The organism is Bifidobacterium sp. M0399, assembly GCF_016100595.1.
Taxonomy (GTDB): Bacteria; Actinomycetota; Actinomycetes; order Actinomycetales; family Bifidobacteriaceae; genus Bombiscardovia; species Bombiscardovia polysaccharolytica.
Map to the genome: position 1 here is coordinate 152,493 of NZ_JACFSD010000001.1, position 15,231 is coordinate 167,723.

The 15,231-nt window shown below is 61.9% G+C and carries 14 protein-coding genes and 1 tRNA gene; 7 read left to right on the forward strand and 8 right to left on the reverse strand.

Features of this window, described 5'->3' with window-relative positions; genetic code table 11:
- Positions 1 to 108 precede the first annotated feature (108 nt).
- Complete coding sequence (locus H3V09_RS00430) at positions 109 to 1,056, reverse strand: aldo/keto reductase (protein WP_046322626.1); 948 nt, start codon at positions 1,054 to 1,056, stop codon at positions 109 to 111.
- A 166-nt stretch (positions 1,057 to 1,222) separates the two neighbouring features.
- Between H3V09_RS00430 and H3V09_RS00435 the strand changes: the two genes are divergently transcribed.
- Positions 1,223 to 2,191: an SPFH domain-containing protein gene (locus tag H3V09_RS00435; protein ID WP_046322627.1), complete on the forward strand. Its 969-nt coding sequence runs from the start codon at positions 1,223 to 1,225 to the stop codon at positions 2,189 to 2,191.
- A gap of 71 nt (positions 2,192 to 2,262) precedes the next feature.
- On the opposite strand, the gene H3V09_RS00440 is transcribed toward H3V09_RS00435, so the two are convergent.
- Positions 2,263 to 3,114, reverse strand: a complete 852-nt coding sequence (locus H3V09_RS00440; protein WP_046322628.1) for a patatin-like phospholipase family protein — start codon at positions 3,112 to 3,114, stop codon at positions 2,263 to 2,265.
- A gap of 68 nt (positions 3,115 to 3,182) precedes the next feature.
- Positions 3,183 to 3,968 carry a glutamate racemase gene (gene murI, locus H3V09_RS00445; RefSeq protein WP_046322629.1) on the reverse strand — a complete coding sequence of 262 codons (786 nt, stop codon included), beginning with the start codon at positions 3,966 to 3,968 and terminating at the stop codon, positions 3,183 to 3,185.
- Between the two features lie 67 nt (positions 3,969 to 4,035).
- Here murI and dapF point away from each other — a divergent pair, with 67 nt between their 5' ends.
- Positions 4,036 to 5,001 carry a diaminopimelate epimerase gene (gene dapF / locus H3V09_RS00450; RefSeq protein ID WP_198190575.1) on the forward strand — a complete coding sequence of 322 codons (966 nt, stop codon included), beginning with the start codon at positions 4,036 to 4,038 and terminating at the stop codon, positions 4,999 to 5,001.
- Here the strand turns inward: dapF and H3V09_RS00455 are convergent, their stop codons facing one another.
- The gene (locus H3V09_RS00455; RefSeq protein ID WP_046323692.1) at positions 5,002 to 5,634 is read right to left on the reverse strand and encodes a vitamin K epoxide reductase family protein; all 633 of its coding nucleotides are present in this window, start codon (positions 5,632 to 5,634) and stop codon (positions 5,002 to 5,004) included.
- Positions 5,635 to 5,705: 71 nt separating this feature from the next.
- Between H3V09_RS00455 and H3V09_RS00460 the strand changes: the two genes are divergently transcribed.
- On the forward strand, positions 5,706 to 6,593 hold the full coding sequence (locus H3V09_RS00460; RefSeq protein ID WP_046322631.1) for a PHP domain-containing protein: 888 nt from the start codon (positions 5,706 to 5,708) through the stop codon (positions 6,591 to 6,593).
- A 64-nt stretch (positions 6,594 to 6,657) separates the two neighbouring features.
- On the opposite strand, the gene H3V09_RS00465 is transcribed toward H3V09_RS00460, so the two are convergent.
- Both H3V09_RS00465 and H3V09_RS00470 read right to left on the reverse strand, forming a co-directional pair.
- Entirely contained in the window at positions 6,658 to 6,897 is a 240-nt protein-coding gene (locus H3V09_RS00465; protein ID WP_198190576.1) for a DUF3107 domain-containing protein, read from the reverse strand.
- A gap of 89 nt (positions 6,898 to 6,986) precedes the next feature.
- Positions 6,987 to 8,627 (reverse strand): phosphotransferase, encoded by a 1,641-nt coding sequence (locus tag H3V09_RS00470; RefSeq protein ID WP_198190577.1) that lies wholly within the window; start codon positions 8,625 to 8,627, stop codon positions 6,987 to 6,989.
- A 104-nt stretch (positions 8,628 to 8,731) separates the two neighbouring features.
- On the opposite strand from H3V09_RS00470, the gene H3V09_RS00475 reads away from it, so the two are divergent.
- The gene (locus H3V09_RS00475; protein ID WP_198190578.1) at positions 8,732 to 10,222 is read left to right on the forward strand and encodes an ATP-dependent helicase; all 1,491 of its coding nucleotides are present in this window, start codon (positions 8,732 to 8,734) and stop codon (positions 10,220 to 10,222) included.
- A 25-nt stretch (positions 10,223 to 10,247) separates the two neighbouring features.
- On the opposite strand, the gene H3V09_RS00480 is transcribed toward H3V09_RS00475, so the two are convergent.
- A complete protein-coding gene (locus H3V09_RS00480; RefSeq protein ID WP_198190579.1) occupies positions 10,248 to 11,882 on the reverse strand; it encodes a zinc-dependent metalloprotease in 1,635 nt (544 codons plus the stop codon).
- A gap of 94 nt (positions 11,883 to 11,976) precedes the next feature.
- Here H3V09_RS00480 and H3V09_RS00485 point away from each other — a divergent pair, with 94 nt between their 5' ends.
- On the forward strand, positions 11,977 to 12,843 hold the full coding sequence (locus tag H3V09_RS00485) for a S16 family serine protease (protein ID WP_198190580.1): 867 nt from the start codon (positions 11,977 to 11,979) through the stop codon (positions 12,841 to 12,843).
- A gap of 51 nt (positions 12,844 to 12,894) precedes the next feature.
- Positions 12,895 to 13,311 carry a DUF3052 domain-containing protein gene (locus H3V09_RS00490; RefSeq protein ID WP_024627263.1) on the forward strand — a complete coding sequence of 139 codons (417 nt, stop codon included), beginning with the start codon at positions 12,895 to 12,897 and terminating at the stop codon, positions 13,309 to 13,311.
- Between the two features lie 148 nt (positions 13,312 to 13,459).
- Here H3V09_RS00490 and H3V09_RS00495 read toward each other — a convergent pair whose 3' ends face one another.
- On the reverse strand, positions 13,460 to 15,049 hold the full coding sequence (locus tag H3V09_RS00495; protein ID WP_232339317.1) for an MDR family MFS transporter: 1,590 nt from the start codon (positions 15,047 to 15,049) through the stop codon (positions 13,460 to 13,462).
- Between the two features lie 75 nt (positions 15,050 to 15,124).
- Here H3V09_RS00495 and H3V09_RS00500 point away from each other — a divergent pair.
- Positions 15,125 to 15,198: transfer RNA gene (locus H3V09_RS00500), tRNA-Val, on the forward strand.
- Positions 15,199 to 15,231: the final 33 nt, after the last annotated feature.

A 15,231-nucleotide genomic window follows, 5' to 3' on the forward strand; every position in this document is an offset into this window, starting at 1 on the left:
AAGGGCTTCCATCCTGTATCAGATGGAAGCCCTTTTCCGTTCGACCTGCCTGGCTGGGTGTTCGCTTGTGTCACACGTGGCCGTGCAGCGGGCAGCGAAGTTTGCAGATCAGCCCTTGACCTTGTCGCTGACCTGGTCCAGGGTCTGCATATCCTCGTCGCTCAGTTCCAGATGGGCAGCGGCCAGGAGGGCCGGCAGCTGCCCAGGGGTGCGTGCAGAGGCGATAGGGGCCGCAATCCCAGGCCTGTGGTTGAGCCAGGCCAGGGCTACGGTGGCCAGTTCGACCCCGTGGGCCTTGGCGATGCCGTCCATGGCGGCGACCACGTCCAGTCCCTCCTGGGTAAAGAAGTCCTTGACCATGCCCTCACGCTGCTTGCCCTTGAGATCGTCCATGGTCCGGTACTTGCCCGTCAGGAAGCCCGAGGCCAGTGAGAAGTAAGGGAAGACCGCCAGATTCTCGTCCTTGGCAACTGGCATAAGGCCATTCTCATAGGTCCTGCGGTAGACCAGGTTGTACTGGGGCTCCAGGGCCACCGGCAGGGTCAGGCCTTCCTTGCGAGCAATGCTGAACCACTCGCGGATCCGGTCCGGCGTGTAGTTGGACAGGCCGATGGCCCGGACCTTGCCCTCCTTGACCAGCTTGTCGAAGGCTGCTGCGGTCTCCTCCAAGGGGGTGGAGCTGTCGTCGAAGTGGGCGTAGTAGAGATCGATTACATCCAGGCCCAGCCTGAGCAGGGAGGCATCGGCAGCGGCCTCGATATTCTTGGCCGAAAGACCGGAGTACTGGGGGTGCTGGCTGACCTTGGTAGCCACCAGGACCTTGTCGCGGTTGCCGTTCTTGGCCAGCCAGCGGCCCAGGACGATCTCGGATTCGCCGCCGGAGTGGCCGGGGGCCCAGGCTGAGTAGACGTCAGCTGTATCGATCAGGTTGCCTCCGGCTGCTGTGTAGGCATCCAGGACCTGGTCGGACACAGATTCGTCGCTGGTCCATCCGAAGGTGTTGCCGCCCAGGACCAGGGGGAAGATTTCGGCGTCGATGCCGCGCAGTTTTGTCATGTTCATCCTTTCGGGTTGAAGTCTTGTAAGCCGAGTCTATTACGGCCTCAATGCACGAACCGATTATTCAGACGAGCCCACCATGTATGGTGATGAGAGGAAAGGCCGGAATGATGCGGTTTTCAGGTCCGGCATCCAAGGGTTTTAAGCTCGAAGGAGAACACTCATGCATCTAGGCATCGCCATTGTGATCGCCGTGCTGGTCCTGGCGCTGATTATCTTCCTCCTGGGGATTTTCGTGGTTCCCCAGCAGCAGGCAGATGTCATTGAGCGCTTCGGCAAGTACCACCGTGTGGTGCTGGCGGGCATCCATGCCAAGATCCCCTTGGTGGACCGGATAGCCGCCAAGACCAACCTGCGGGTCAACCAGCTGAACGTCAAGCTGGAAACCAAGACCAAGGACAACGTCTTCGTCACCGTGGAGGTTTCCGCACAGTTCCGTGTGGAGGCGGCCAACGTGGCTACGGCATACTACGAGCTGGTCGATCCGGCGGGCCAGCTGCGCTCCTACATGGAGGACGCCCTCAGGTCGGCCATTCCCGCGTTGAGCCTGGATGACGCCTTCGCCCGCAAGGACGATATCGCCTCCGACGTTCAGCAGACCGTGGGCCAGGAGATGCAGCGTTTCGGATTTTCGGTCATCAAGACCTTGGTCACTGCCATCGATCCTTCCACCCAGGTCAAGCAGGCCATGGACTCCATCAATGCGGCCCAGCGTGAGAAGGAGGCCACCAGGGAGCGTGCCGAGGCCCGTCGGATCGAGATTGAGACCCAGGCCAGGGCGGATGCCGAAAAGACCAGGATGCAGGGCGAGGGCCAGGCCAACTACCGGCGGGAGATCGCCAACGGCATTGTGGACCAGATCAACAGTCTTCGGGCCGTAGGTATGGATATCGATGCCGTCAACAACGTGGTGCTCTTCAACCAATATCTGGATGTGATGCGTTCGCTGGCCGAGTCCGACAATGCCAAGACTCTGGTTCTGCCTGCGGCGACCCCCGGCGGCTACAACGAGCTCTTCAACCAGATGACCGCAGCGCTGATGACTGCCCAGAGCAGCCAGGGGAGTGCGGATCCCCGCCACGGTCGCAGGAGCGCAGGCACAGAGAGCGAGACCGGGGCGCCGATACTGTAAGGTTTGTAAAAGAGTTCGACCAAAACGGGGAAAAGGAAAACCGCGTATGGAGAGTCGTGCGGGGACGGGGTTCAGCTTTCCAGGAAGTCAGCTATGGTCTCGGCGGCCCGATAGCCCTTGTCGTACATGGCGTTGAGTCCCTTGAGCGACTTGCTCAGTGTGGTCAGCCCGCACAGGCTGTCCGGGGCCAGGATGAGCACCTGGCCCTCCTTTTCGGCCTGCTTGGCCAAGGCGACCTCGTCATTGTAGGTGCGGTAGCGCTCCATCAGGCGCTCGCCGGCCGCTGGATAGGTCCTCGACAGGATCCGGGCCGGCAGGACATCCTTCTTCTGCTCGCGCAGAATATCCCTCTGGCGGGTCAGAACCAGAACGATGCGTTCATAGCCCTCGTCCATGGCCTTGCGGACCGGGACCGGGTCGGCGATGCCGCCGTCCAGATAGGGCACTCCATCGATCATGTAGGGCTTGTTGGCCACCGGCACAGTGGACGAGGCCTTGAGGATGTCATAGTTGTCCTGGGTCAGGTCGGACTTGTCAAAGTAGACGGTGGATCCGTCAGTGGCCTTGCAGGCCACTACGGTGAACAGGGCCGGGTTGGCCTTCAGAGCTTGGTAATCCAGCGGGCATTCCCCATCGTGGGCCGATAGTTTGCCGTAGACGTAGTCCAGATCGACGAAGGTGTGCTTGGTCAGGAAGTTGCTCACGCTCGCATACTCCTTGCGAGAGGAGTAAACGGTGTAGAAACGGTAGCAGCGTCTGAGCTGGCCCGACAGGAAGGAGGCCAGATTGGCACTGCCGGCCGAGACCCCGTAGCAGTGATCGAAGGTAATGCCCTGCTCCATGCAGCGGTCGAAGACGCCGGCGCCGAAGATGGACCGGTAGCCGCCGCCTACGTCAATGACGGCTGTTCTTTTGCGTGCCATAAGCACCTCGATTCCTGACAGATATCCGAGCTTGATGACAGCTTATGCGTGAACGTTGGACAAGCCGTTCAGGGGCGGCAGGAGGCCAGCAGCCGCTTGGACAGATCCAGCATGGCCGGTGAGGAATCAGAGTTCGCAATCTGTACTTTGCCGGGACCAGGGCCCGGGTTGAGGGCATCGTCTTGGGCCAGCAGATCCTTGAGGTGGCGGGCCGTTCCAGGGTTGCCGTCGATCAGTGCCAGGCTCGGCGGGCAGATGCGGGCGATGGACTGGCGGAAGAAAACGAAGTGGGTGCAGCCAAGGACCAAGGCATCCAGGGTCTGCAGATCATAGGGATCCAAGTAACGGTGCAGGGTGGCGTCGACCAGGACCTTGTCGCTCAACCTGTCAGACTCCACAATGGTCACCAGGTCTGGGCAGGGCTGGGTGAGGATGGTGTGCCTGCCGGAGAACCGAGCCATCAGGCGCGAGAACTTAGCTTCCTTCAAGGTCAGCGGGGTTGCCGTGACCAGAACCCGTTGGGGTCGGCCTCCGCCTCGTGTGCAAGCCAGCTTCAGGGCCGGCTCCATGCCGATGACAGGGACCGGGTAACGTTGGCGCATCTCATCCACACAGACGCTGGTGGCGGTGTTGCAGGCGATGACCATGGCCTTGACGCCCTGGTCCATGAACCGGTCGCCGATGACCTGGCAGCGCTGGGCAATCTGGGCTGGCTCCTTGGTGCCATAGGGGGCATAGGCGGAGTCACCGAAGTAGAGCAGATTTTCGTGAGGAAGGAGTTTGCGAATGGCTGCGGTGACGCTCAGACCGCCGAGCCCGGAGTCGAAGATCCCGATCGGTGCATCTGATGCCATATGATCTGCTCCTTTCGCAGCCGAAGAACCAGCCTAGCCTGTCGCCGAAGGGCCGTACGCTACAAGCATGAGTATTCCCCGGACTGTTTACAAAATGCAAGCCACCGGCAACGATTTCGTGGTCTACGCCGATCCCCGGGGGGATCTGGAACCTACGGCCGACCAGGTGCGATGGCTGTGTGACCGGCATTTCGGGGTCGGCGCCGACGGTGTGATCCGGCTGACCCATCCGGCCGATGTCAGCGACTTGAACCAGGAGCAGGTGGATGCCTGTGACCGTTTCGGCTGTCAGTGGTTTATGGACTACCGCAACGCGGACGGATCACTGGCGCAGATGTGCGGCAACGGGACGCGGGCCGTCACCCTCTTCGCCCAGAAGCAGGGGCTGACGCCGACCATGGAGGGATCCTCCTTTCTGCTGGGGACCCGGGCCGGAGTCAAGCGGATTGTCTCGCGCAGTCCGATGAAGTGCGATGGCGAGCATGTCTTCAAGGTCAAGGTCGGGGCCTGGCGGTTGGGCCCGGTGGGGCAACAGCTGGTCGACGGCGAGGTCCTAAGAGGCTCGGCTCCTGGCACCTTGGTGGATATGGGCAATCCCCATGCAGTCGTTCTGGCTTCAGCCGCTGCCGAAGTGGAGACCGGGGGACTGCCTGGGACCGTGACCGACCTGCTGTCCAGGGCTGATCTGCCTGACCTGGGCGATCTGGACCTGTCGGCTCCCCCGCGGGTCAGGCCCGGGCTGGCTGAGGGGCAGAATGTGGAATTCCTGCGTCTGGATGCCCTAGATTCCGACAATGGCAGCGGTCGGGCCAGCATGAGGGTCTATGAGCGTGGCGTAGGCGAGACCTTGTCCTGCGGGACCGGTTTGTGCGCCAGCGGAGTGCTGCTTCGAGCTTTGACCGGGGTCGATCACTGGACCATTCAGGTAGGTGGAGGCAGTCTGAAGGTGGACGTGGATCCGAAGGATGTGTGGCTGACAGGACCGGCCAGAATGGTGGCCCGTCTGACCCTGGAGAATATTCCCGGTTGCTGATCAGCCGAAGAGGGCGGATCCTTCCACGGCCAGAACGATGGTTGCCAGGGCGACCAGCCAAATCAGGTCGACCATCAGATCGAAGTGCCGCTGGTAGTAGGTCTGCAGCCATCTTGGCCTCTTGCGTGGCAGACCCTGCTGGACGACCGTGGCGTGACTGAAGGCCATGAACTGCAAGCTGGTGGCGAAGGTCATGACCAGGCACCAGGGGCAGAGGGCGTGGATGACGAAGAGCGACTGGGTGAACAGCCAGAGCGCGTAGGCCAGGGCGGCAAGCGAGGCGAACCATGTTCCCGCCGCCAGCAGCGCCGGCATCTTGATCCGGCAGAGGCCTACTACGGCCAGCGTCAGGAAGACAGATTCGGCCATCAATCCTAGAAAGGCATTGGGGACCGGCAGGGTGCCCAGGCGAATCAGTTCGGCCTGGGGGGACTGGGCCACGGCTGAACAGGAGACCACAGAGTTGATGTCACAGCTGAGCTGGCCCTGGGGGTGCCGTGCCAATTGCAGGGTTTCCGCTGACAGGACCAGGCTGGCGTAGAGGGTTGCGAGTGAGGCCAGGGCGGCAATCAGATAGCTGAAGAAGGATCTGTCACCTTGTTGCAGTGATGTTGAAGAGGTCGGTTCGCTCATGGAGTCCATCACCTTAATGGTCGGGAAGGTTCTCTGGGACACTGAATCGTTCACGAGTTTAGGATGGAGGCATGACGCATGAGGATACTGCTAAGGCCTCCGGCTGGGATCTGCACTGCCACACCGTGTTCTCCGACGGCACCGTGACGCCCAGGGGGATGGTTGAGCAGGCGCAGCAGCTGGGTCTGGAAGGTCTGGCCATCACCGACCATGACACCAATGCGGGCTGGGATCAGGCTCGTAAGGCGGCCCAGGACTTGGGGATGCCCCTGCTGCCTGGCACCGAAATCACCGCGCAGGATGGCCGCGTATCGGTTCACATGCTGGCCTATCTTTACGATCCTGAGGATCCGGTCATAGCCGGGCTCTTCGCCAAGACCAGGGAAGCCAGGCTGACCAGAACCAGGACTATGGTCGAACGGATTTCACGGGATTATCCGATTACCTGGCAGGATGTGCTGGACCAGGTCAAGGAGGGATCAAAGACCACGGTGGGCCGTCCGCACATCGCCGATGCTCTGGTCAAAGCCGGTGTATATGCCGACCGGAGCCAGGCCTTCGCCGGGGTCTGCTCCTCCGGCAGCGCTTACTATCTGCCTACGCCCTCGCCGACCACCCACCAGGTGCTGGCAGCAGTCAACCATGCAGGCGGCGTCCTGGTCATAGCCCATCCCGGTGCCATCAGCCGCAATCCCGTTCTGCTCTCCGACCAGCAGATCGCCGCGCTGGCCAGAGAGGGGCTGGGCGGACTGGAGGTCTGGCATCGGGATAATCCGCCAGAGCAGCGTCGACGGCTACTGGCCCTGGCCCAGCGCTGGGGGCTGCTGGTGACCGGAGGATCGGACTGGCACGGTCAAGGCAAGCCCAATCGCATGGGGGAGAACAGCACCAGTGGCCAGGTGGTGGCCCAAATCGTGGACAGGGCCAGGGGAAGTTGTCCGGTGGCCTGGGAGGGTTAGCAAATACAGATCGAGGGCGGCCGGACCAGAAGGATCCGGTCGCCCTCGTCAGGCGAACACAGCCTCAGTCGGAGGAGCCTCCCAGGACGCCGAAGCCCACAGGATGGGTGGTGTCGGAACCGACCACTGCATAGCCCAAGGACTCCTTGGGGACGATGATGTGCCGACCTTTGTCGTCCACCAGATCGATGGGTCCGCCCTCATTCAGGGCCCGGGCGATGTGGGCCGCCACCTCGTCCGCCTTGGCCTTGGTGCTGAAGTTGACCGTGCGGGCCACATTCTTGATGCCAAATTCGATATCCATTGCTACCTCCAAGGTTTTTCTCCGTCGCCCAGACCTGCCGGTCCACGGATCTTCCGGTCTCATTATTCGCTGACCCGGGTGATTACGCTCTAAGCGTCCCCGTGATGCTCTTCCCGGGCAGAGCCGGTCTCCGGCGGCGATGCCGATGTCTGTCCCTCTGCAGTGAGCGTGGGAATCTGTTCGGGCAGGGGCTTTTTGGGAATGACGATGGTCTCGGCCTGATTGCTTGGAAGGGTTTGAGCTGACGATGCATCATGCGGTTGGGAAGCGTCCTCTCCCGCTTCAGTGGCATTCGAAGGCTGATTGTTCCCGGACGGGTCTGCGGACGGAACGCTCATTGCAGCTTGCGGTTTCGCTTCGCCATTTGTATCCTCGTCGTTGGTGACCGGATTGCCGATGCCGCGGAAGTGATCGCTCAGGCCTGATTCCTCTTCCTGGGGGAGGGAAGCAACAGCTGGTGGCTCGGGTTGGGCGTCGGTGCCAAGGTCTGTGCTCCGGGCCTGCTTGATGGGCTTATTCCTGGCATCGGAGTGGTCCATGACGGTCTGGGCCAGAGCCAGGTCAGCCATTTCCACCCTGTTGATGGCGATGGTGGCCGAGCTTTCATCCGACGTTTCTGTCGAGGCGGAGGCCGGCTCTGGCGTCGGATTCTCCTGTGGCTTGGTTGCAGAGGGGTCTTCAGCCTTATCGTCGCCCAACAGAGTGCCAACAGTGATGGTGGAGGGTGCGCCAGCGGGTGACGGACTTGGCGTCTGCTGCTGGCGGCGGGCGCGCTGGTCCTGCTCATGATCGCCAAGCTGCTGAGCCAGGCGCTCAACTTGGGCCTTGAATTGGATGATCCGTTCGTTGTCTGCATGATCGAGAGCGGTGATGAACTCTCCCACCTGCTCCATTTGCAGCCAAAGATTGGCTCGGAGCATGATCAGGTCATCCAGCCGGGCCCCCATCATCCTGCCGTAGGCTGCAATGACGGCGTTGCGACGGGACCCGTCCAGCTTGGCGAAGATCCAGGCCAGATCACGAGCTGGATCGTTGACCTGCATGTCCTGCCAGCCGTAGACCCCGCTGAGTCCGGAGCCTGAATAGAGCAGATCGCCGTCGGAGAAGCCTCCGTGCACGGTGCAGGTTTCAAAGGACCAGAGTCCGTCGGTCGCCACAATGGAAGCCCATGAATCAGTGATTTCCTTGGGCACGTGACCGTCCATGCGCAGCCGTTTGATCCATCCGCGCAGTTGGGCTGCGATCTGGGCAGTGGAAAAGGCCGGATAGCCGTGGGTTTTCAGAAAATCAGGGCGCACCCGATGGATGGCGCCGATGGCTGTGCCTGCGGCGGTGCATTCGTTCATGGTCAGCAGGTGGAGGGGACGGATTCGGCCTGGACAGTGGGTCATAACGGCAACAGCTGTGGTGCCGGTCGGACTGTCGACCCTTTCGCCGGGCTGGTAGGCCAGGATGCGTTCGACCCGGAAGCCCATGGCTGCCATCTCCTTGGCATCGGCCAGGGCCTGAGCCGCCTTGACGCGAGCGGCCAGCCGGTGTTTGCCGGCCTCCGAACTGGTGGCCCAGACGTCGTAAACGTTGCCGGTCGCGTCTTGGACCACGGCACAATCCACGCCCTGTGCACGGTCCAGGCTGCTGAGCTGGTCGCAGTCCCGCGCGCCGGTCATGGGCACCTCGGGCATGGCGGCCGACGCCAGGGCGGCCAGGGTCAGCTTCGTTCGTTCACTCACACTCTCAAGGATAATACAAAGGACTGTTGTGGACGCGGTTGTCCACTTGACCACATGGGCACGTCGCCGCTGGTTCCGGTATTGGCCTTTGACACAATGGGGGTATGCATGAGGATGAGGAACGACTGCTGGAGGGTCTGGATTCCGCCCAGCGGCAGGCGGCTACCGTGCTTGACGGGCCTGTGCGGATCGTAGCAGGGGCCGGGGCTGGCAAGACCAGAACCATAACCCGGCGGATTGCCTATGCCTGCGCCAGCGGTAGCTGGGAGCCATCCAGAACCTTGGCAGTGACTTTTTCGGTCCGTGCCGCGGCCGAGATGCGTGATCGTTTGACCAAGCTTGGCGTGTCGTCCTCCCTGCAGGCGGCGACCTTCCATTCGGCGGCCCTGCACCAGCTCAGGCGCGTCTGGCCCCAGGTCAGTGAGACCTACCCTCCCGATCTGATTGAAGATGTGGGTCCCCTGGTGTCCTCCGCCTACCAGCGAGTCTGCGGGCAGGAGGCCGACCCGGGCCAGGTCAGGGACCTGACTGCGGAGATCAACTGGGCCAAGGTGGGGCTGATCGCTCCCCAGGACTATGTTCGGGTCTGCTCGGCCAGTCACCGTCTGCCGCCGGCCGGTCTGGAGGCTGATCGGATGGCCGACTTATACACGGTCTTCGAGAGCTCCAAGGCCGCCCACAACCAGATGGACTTCAACGATATTCTCCTGCTGGTTTGCCACATTTTGGAAGATGATGGCCAGGCTGCTGCAGATATTCGAAACCTAATCGGCTGGCTGACCGTGGACGAGTACCAGGATGTCTCGCCCCTGCAGCACCGGCTGCTCAAACTCTGGCTCAACGGCAGGCAGAACCTGTGCGTGGTGGGGGACCCGGCCCAGACCATCTACTCATTCGCGGGGGCCACCTCCTATTACCTGCTGAACTTCCCCCAGGAATTCCCGAGCATTAAGGCTGACCTGGACTTGTCCACCGACTATCGGTCCACGGGAAGGGTTGTCCATTACGCCAACGGCATTCTGGCGCGCTCCCCGGTGCGTGGCGACTATCTGAAGCTGACCTCAGCCCGTCAGGAGGGCAGCCGGGTCGTGATGACCCGTTATGAGGACGATGGTGATGAGGCTGGAGCCGTCGCATCTCGTATATCTTCAATGATTCGGAAGGGGGCCCGGCCCGGCCAGTTTGCAATCCTGACGCGGATCAACGCCCAGCAGACCCTGATCTGCCGCGCCCTGCACGAACGTGGAATCGGCTACCGGGTGCGCACGGAGTCAGGCTGGCAGAACCAGTCGGTCGATCTGAGCAAGCAGGAGGTGCTGGAGCAGCTGGAGGGTGGCATGGGCCAGGGGAGGGTCACGGTCTCCACCATTCATGCCGCCAAAGGATTGGAGTTTGCCCATGTCTTCATCGTGGGTTGTGCCGAGGGGCTGATTCCCTTTGGCTCACCGCCGGAAGGGGATGCCCTGGAGGAGGAGCGTCGCCTCATGTATGTAGGGGTGACCCGGGCCGAGGACACTCTCCACCTTTCCTACGCGGAGCACAAGGACGGCAGCGCCTTCGTCCGACGCGCCCCAAGCCGGTTCATTCACCGCTGAGCGCTACCGATTCGGCCCCCGGAACTCAGGCCTGGTTGCTGTCTGAATCGCCTCTGTCTGGGTCATCCTGGTCGGTATTGCCGTTGTCGGTGTCCTTGGAATCCTTGCCGGCACTCTTTTGGTTGCCCGGGGCCTCATGGTCCGAAGGTTCCTGATTATTTGAAATGTCGGAACCAGCTTCGGAGTTGGCGGAAGCGGCCGAATCGGCAGAGGAATCTTTCTCCTCGGCATTCAATAGCTTGTCCAGCTCGGCATCCCAGTCCACCGAGGTGGCGGAAGTGGCGGTTTTCTGCTCGGATTGCCCGTCTGCAGAGATCGAAGTCCGACCTTGGCCGCCTTCATCCTTGACAGGCAGGGAGGGCAGTAGATCAGGATGGGACCAGTGGCTGTCACGGCCCTGGACTCCCTCCTCGGCGGTGATGCGTTCCCAGAGGTCGGCGGCCTCACGTAGCTGCTTGGGGTGAAGATGCAGGCCCAGCAGGGACTCGAAGGTCTGTTCGGCCGGTCCGCCCACGGCGCGCTCGCGTCGGGTCATCTCCCGCAGCTGTTCCAAATGGGGCAGGTGGGCCATACCGGCGTTCCAGACCACGCAATCTACCCAGCCGTCGACTAGTGCCAGCAGGTCGCCCAGGCTGTGCAGGGCCTCTTTCTGCTCAGGGGTGTCCTCGATGCCGACATTGCTGAGATTGATGGCGCCAGCGATGGATTCGGGGTTGATTTGCTCAGCATCGCGCAGCTGGTCCTCCACAGCGTCCAAGTCGATGGAGACTCCACGGGCATACTTGCCAATCAGGGCCTCGAAGCGTGGCATCAGCCAGGGGACGGCGGCGTAGAGCCGGGCATGGGCGGCTTCCTTGAGGGCCATGTAGCGGGTGACCTCGTCCAGATCCAGCTCCAGGGATTTGGCGTAGACTTTGATGTTCTGCGGTATGAGGGCTCCAGCAGGGTTCTTCAGTAGCGGGATGCCCTGGTCGAATCCTCCGCGGACCTCCTTGGCCAGCTCGCCAGCGGCCTGCCCCAGCTGCATGGCGAATGAGGTGTTCCCCAGCAGCCTCATCAGCGTAGTCGGATCCTTGAGGTTGTCGGGAAGGGGGATAGGCACAGGTCCAGCGAACATTCCTGAAATCTCGCCTTGGTCGAAGCCATGGAAGCGTTGGCTTATGACGGAGGTCAAGGCCTCACTGACCGCCTGGGCCACTGGCGAGGCGAACTGAACCCAGGCGTCTATGCTGCCCTCGATCCATCCGGCACGGGTCAGGGCTTCGGTTTGGCCTGGGGCGGGGTCAAAGGCACAGACGGTGTCTAGCCAAAGGTTGGCTTCGCTCATGACTCGGGCCACCCGGTCGCTGTCCTCGGCTGTGACAGTGGTATCAGACTGGCCGGCCCGGGTGCGCCCCAAGGCGATGTTCTTGGCCAGTGCAACGTTGATGGGCCCCTGGTCGGCCTGGGCCTGCATGTCGGCCGGGGTATTCAGCCCTCCGGCAGTAAAGGCTTGGATCAGGGCCTGGACCTCGGCGGGTTTGGGCAGCTGATCGGCTCCCTGGGCCGCCATCTGGGAGCGGATGGACTCAGGCAGTTGAGAGAACTGACTCCAGGCCAGCTCGCCCTGCACCGGGCCGAAGCACTCGATGAGCCATTGGTGGATTGCATTCTCGTCCATTGCTTTGTTTCCAGTCCTCGCCAAGGCAGGTCGTCCGCCATCAAGGTTGGCGCCTGCCGGGATTATCGTCTTCATCAACCATAATATTGGAGCTATGACACTTCCGCACGGGAAATCGGATCACTGCGCCACAGGCGCACCCGAAAGGCGAATCGGGACGCTTGGCGGACCCACCCGGAAAATGCTGGTCGGCGGTCTTTTGATCATTTTGGCCCTCTTGGTGCTTTTCCTCCCCTCGCCTTATACCATCGAGACACCGGGCCCTACCCAGGATGTGCTGGGAAGTTCAAAAGGCTCACCGGTCATCAAGGTGAAAGGCGGCCAGGTCCACCATGACAAGGGCCGTTTGCTGATGACCACGGTCAATGCCCGCGGAATCCCCGGCTATCCGGCCTCCAATCTCGATGCCTTGGTAGGCTGGGCCGACCCCCACGCCACGGTGCTTCCCCAGGAGGCCGTGGTGCCTCCCGGGCAGAGCGTTGAGGAGTACAAGCGCCAGGAGCAGGGCGACATGCACGGTTCCCAGAAGGCCGCCTCGGCCCAGGCCCTGGCCTTCCTCAAGGCCCGAGGATATGACGTCTCAGGCCTTCAGTTCAGCATGAGGGTGGCCGACATCGGCGGTCCTTCTGCCGGGCTCATGTACACTCTGGGGGCCATCGACAAGATCACCCCTGAGCAGGAAACCGGCGGTCTGACCATCGCCGGAACCGGCACCATCGACCAAAAGGGACGGGTCGGTGCCATCGGCGGAATCCAACTGAAGATGCTGGGCGCCAAGCGGGATGGCGCCACCTGGTTCTTGGCACCTGCGGCCAACTGCTCACAAGTAGCAGGCCATGTGCCACAGGGGCTGCGCGATGTGCGGGTGTCCACCTTGGACGAGGCCTACAAGGCCCTGGTGGCCATCGGCCATGGCCAGGGGGAGGGGTTGCCCCACTGCACAGCCACCAAGGGCAAATAAGACAAGGCCGGTCCAATTGGTGAATTCCGGCAGTCTTGTTATGCTGAAGCCGTGGCTGAGACTACAACCTATACAGCGGAAGAGTTCGGTTTCCATCCCGGCGATATCGTTCAGGAATGGATGTGGGACGATGATGTCGACGACGGGATCCGGACCAGGATCGAGGATCTGACCGGCGAAGAGCTGGTGGACGAGGACTATGACGCGGCCGTGGATGGGGTCATCATCTGGTGGCGGGACGGCGATGCCGAGGACGATTTGGCGGACACCATCATGGATGCCTCGGCCATGGTCAATAAGGGCGCGCCTTTCTGGGTGCTGACCCCGAAACCAGGCAGACCAGGGGCATCGGCGCCAGGGGTCGTCTCCAATGCGGCCAAGACCGCGGGTATGAATGCCCTGATGCCCACCACCGTCAGCAAGGATTGGAACGCTACTCAGCTGCGGGCTTTCGGCAAGGGCAAGTAAGACTTCCGGCTGTACCGGCACTTGCGGCGGCTAGGCAAATCGCATAAACGCCAATGAACGAGGTGGTGGGCAACGGGATCGACCGATGCCCACCACCTCGTTGTCATTCATTAGGAATTCCCGAAGGAATCCGGAAGGCCAATGGACTTTACTGCTTGCCCTTCTCAGCAATGGCAGGAGCCACCGTCGTGGCCTTGTTCTGATATTCGGCCAGCAGGGTGCGCGAGCGTATGTCGCAGAGGTTGGCCACCAGAGCCATAAGCAGAATGACCAGGCCCACTAGGAAGATCCAATGCAGGCCGTCGAAGACGATGGTGCGGGCTGGGCCGAGCAGGCGGGAGGGGATGCTCCCTGCGGTAGCCGGGTTGATCATGCTATTCATCATGTCCTCAGTCAGTCCCTTATACTGAGGCACCTCGCGGGCGATGACCGTGTTCATGACGATGCCGAAGATGGAGACCATCAGGGTTTGTCCCAGGGAACGGGCCAGGGTGTTGAAGCTGGTCGAGGCGCCCACGTCGCCTGCGGGCACCACGCTCTGGGCGGTGATGGTTGAGGTGGTGATGGTCAGGCCGAAGCCGAAGCCGACCACGGCCGAGATGACCAGAAAGACCCAGTAGGCGGTGGCCTGGGGAACGGCTATATAGCAGATGCAGGCCGTCAGGATGAAGGCCAGGCCGATGTTGGTGGCCCGGTGCGGCGGATGGTGCATGGTCAGCGGTCCAGCCAGGTAGGCGCCCAGGAGCCAGAGAATGGAGGATGGAGTGACCACAAAGCCGCCCAGGGAGGGGTTCATCCCCAGCACGGATTGCATCCAGATGGGCATGTAGGTGTCGAAGCCCATGAGGAATCCGGCCACCAGGAGCATACAGATGTTCTGGATGACGAAGGTCCTGATGCGGAAGAGTCGCAGAGGCAGGATGGGATCCTCCTGGCGGCCCTCCACATGAAGAAGCAGGGCAAAGGTGACCACGGTGGCCACAGCCAGGATCAGGGTGATGCGCGCATCACCCGCCGAACCCAAGCTCTGCAGGCAGAGCATGAGGCAGATCAGGCAGATGCTGAGCAGCCCGATGCCCATGTAGTCGACGCGGGTTTCACGCGCCTGGATATGCTCGCTCAGGAAGAGCTGAATCATGATGATGACCAGCAGTCCGATGGGCACATTGATGGCGAAGACCCAGTGCCAGCTTATCTGCTGGACGATGAAGCCTCCCAGCAGAGGGGCGATGATGGAGGCGATGCCCCAAGCCGAGCCGTTCAGGCCGATCATGCCCGCCCGCTTGTCCAGTGGATAGATGTCGGCCAGAACCGTGTAGGTTAACGGCTGGATGGCACCTGCCCCCAGGCCCTGCAGAAAACGGGCGCCGATCAGCTGGGGCATGGACTGGGACAGGGCACACAGGGTGGACCCGATCACGAAGACCAGCAGGCCGATGGTCAGCAGTGGCTTGCGGCCGAAGCGGTCTGAAAGCTTGCCGTAGATGGGCGTGGTAACCGCCGTCATGAGCAGATAGATGGAGTAGACCCAGTTCATGATGGACAGCCCGTGCAGGTCCCCGATGATGGTGGGCATGGCGGTGGAGACGATGGTCCCCTCGATAGCCGTCATAAAGGTGGCAATGAAGACCGCCACCGTCACCAGGGTGCGATTGGTCTTCCTGCCACTGCCTGTATCGACTGTCTGTGACAATCCGAACCCCCTGTCGTATGGTGTGTTGCTCTTGTTTGCGGACAATGGCCGCGAATTCCTAGTGGATTATAGCCGCACCGTGCGGCCTTGTCACCGTGTATTCTGGTAAGGTGGTGTGCTGGTCCCGTGGCTCAGTTGGTTAGAGCGCCACCTTTACACGGTGGATGTCCCCGGTTCGAGTCCGGGCGGGACCACAGGGGTCATTAGGGGGCGTGCCCGAAGTCGAG

Bases quoted from the DNA above. Each gene is read 5' to 3' on its own strand.
- H3V09_RS00430 (WP_046322626.1), bottom strand. From the start codon at position 1,056: ATGACAAAACTGCGCGGCATCGACGCCGAAATCTTCCCCCTGGTCCTG.
- H3V09_RS00435 (WP_046322627.1), top strand. From the start codon at position 1,223: ATGCATCTAGGCATCGCCATTGTGATCGCCGTGCTGGTCCTGGCGCTG.
- H3V09_RS00440 (WP_046322628.1), bottom strand. From the start codon at position 3,114: ATGGCACGCAAAAGAACAGCCGTCATTGACGTAGGCGGCGGCTACCGG.
- murI (WP_046322629.1), bottom strand. From the start codon at position 3,968: ATGGCATCAGATGCACCGATCGGGATCTTCGACTCCGGGCTCGGCGGT.
- dapF (WP_198190575.1), top strand. From the start codon at position 4,036: ATGAGTATTCCCCGGACTGTTTACAAAATGCAAGCCACCGGCAACGAT.
- H3V09_RS00455 (WP_046323692.1), bottom strand. From the start codon at position 5,634: ATGAGCGAACCGACCTCTTCAACATCACTGCAACAAGGTGACAGATCC.
- H3V09_RS00460 (WP_046322631.1), top strand. From the start codon at position 5,706: ATGACGCATGAGGATACTGCTAAGGCCTCCGGCTGGGATCTGCACTGC.
- H3V09_RS00465 (WP_198190576.1), bottom strand. From the start codon at position 6,897: ATGGATATCGAATTTGGCATCAAGAATGTGGCCCGCACGGTCAACTTC.
- H3V09_RS00475 (WP_198190578.1), top strand. From the start codon at position 8,732: ATGCATGAGGATGAGGAACGACTGCTGGAGGGTCTGGATTCCGCCCAG.
- H3V09_RS00480 (WP_198190579.1), bottom strand. From the start codon at position 11,882: ATGGACGAGAATGCAATCCACCAATGGCTCATCGAGTGCTTCGGCCCG.
- H3V09_RS00485 (WP_198190580.1), top strand. From the start codon at position 11,977: ATGACACTTCCGCACGGGAAATCGGATCACTGCGCCACAGGCGCACCC.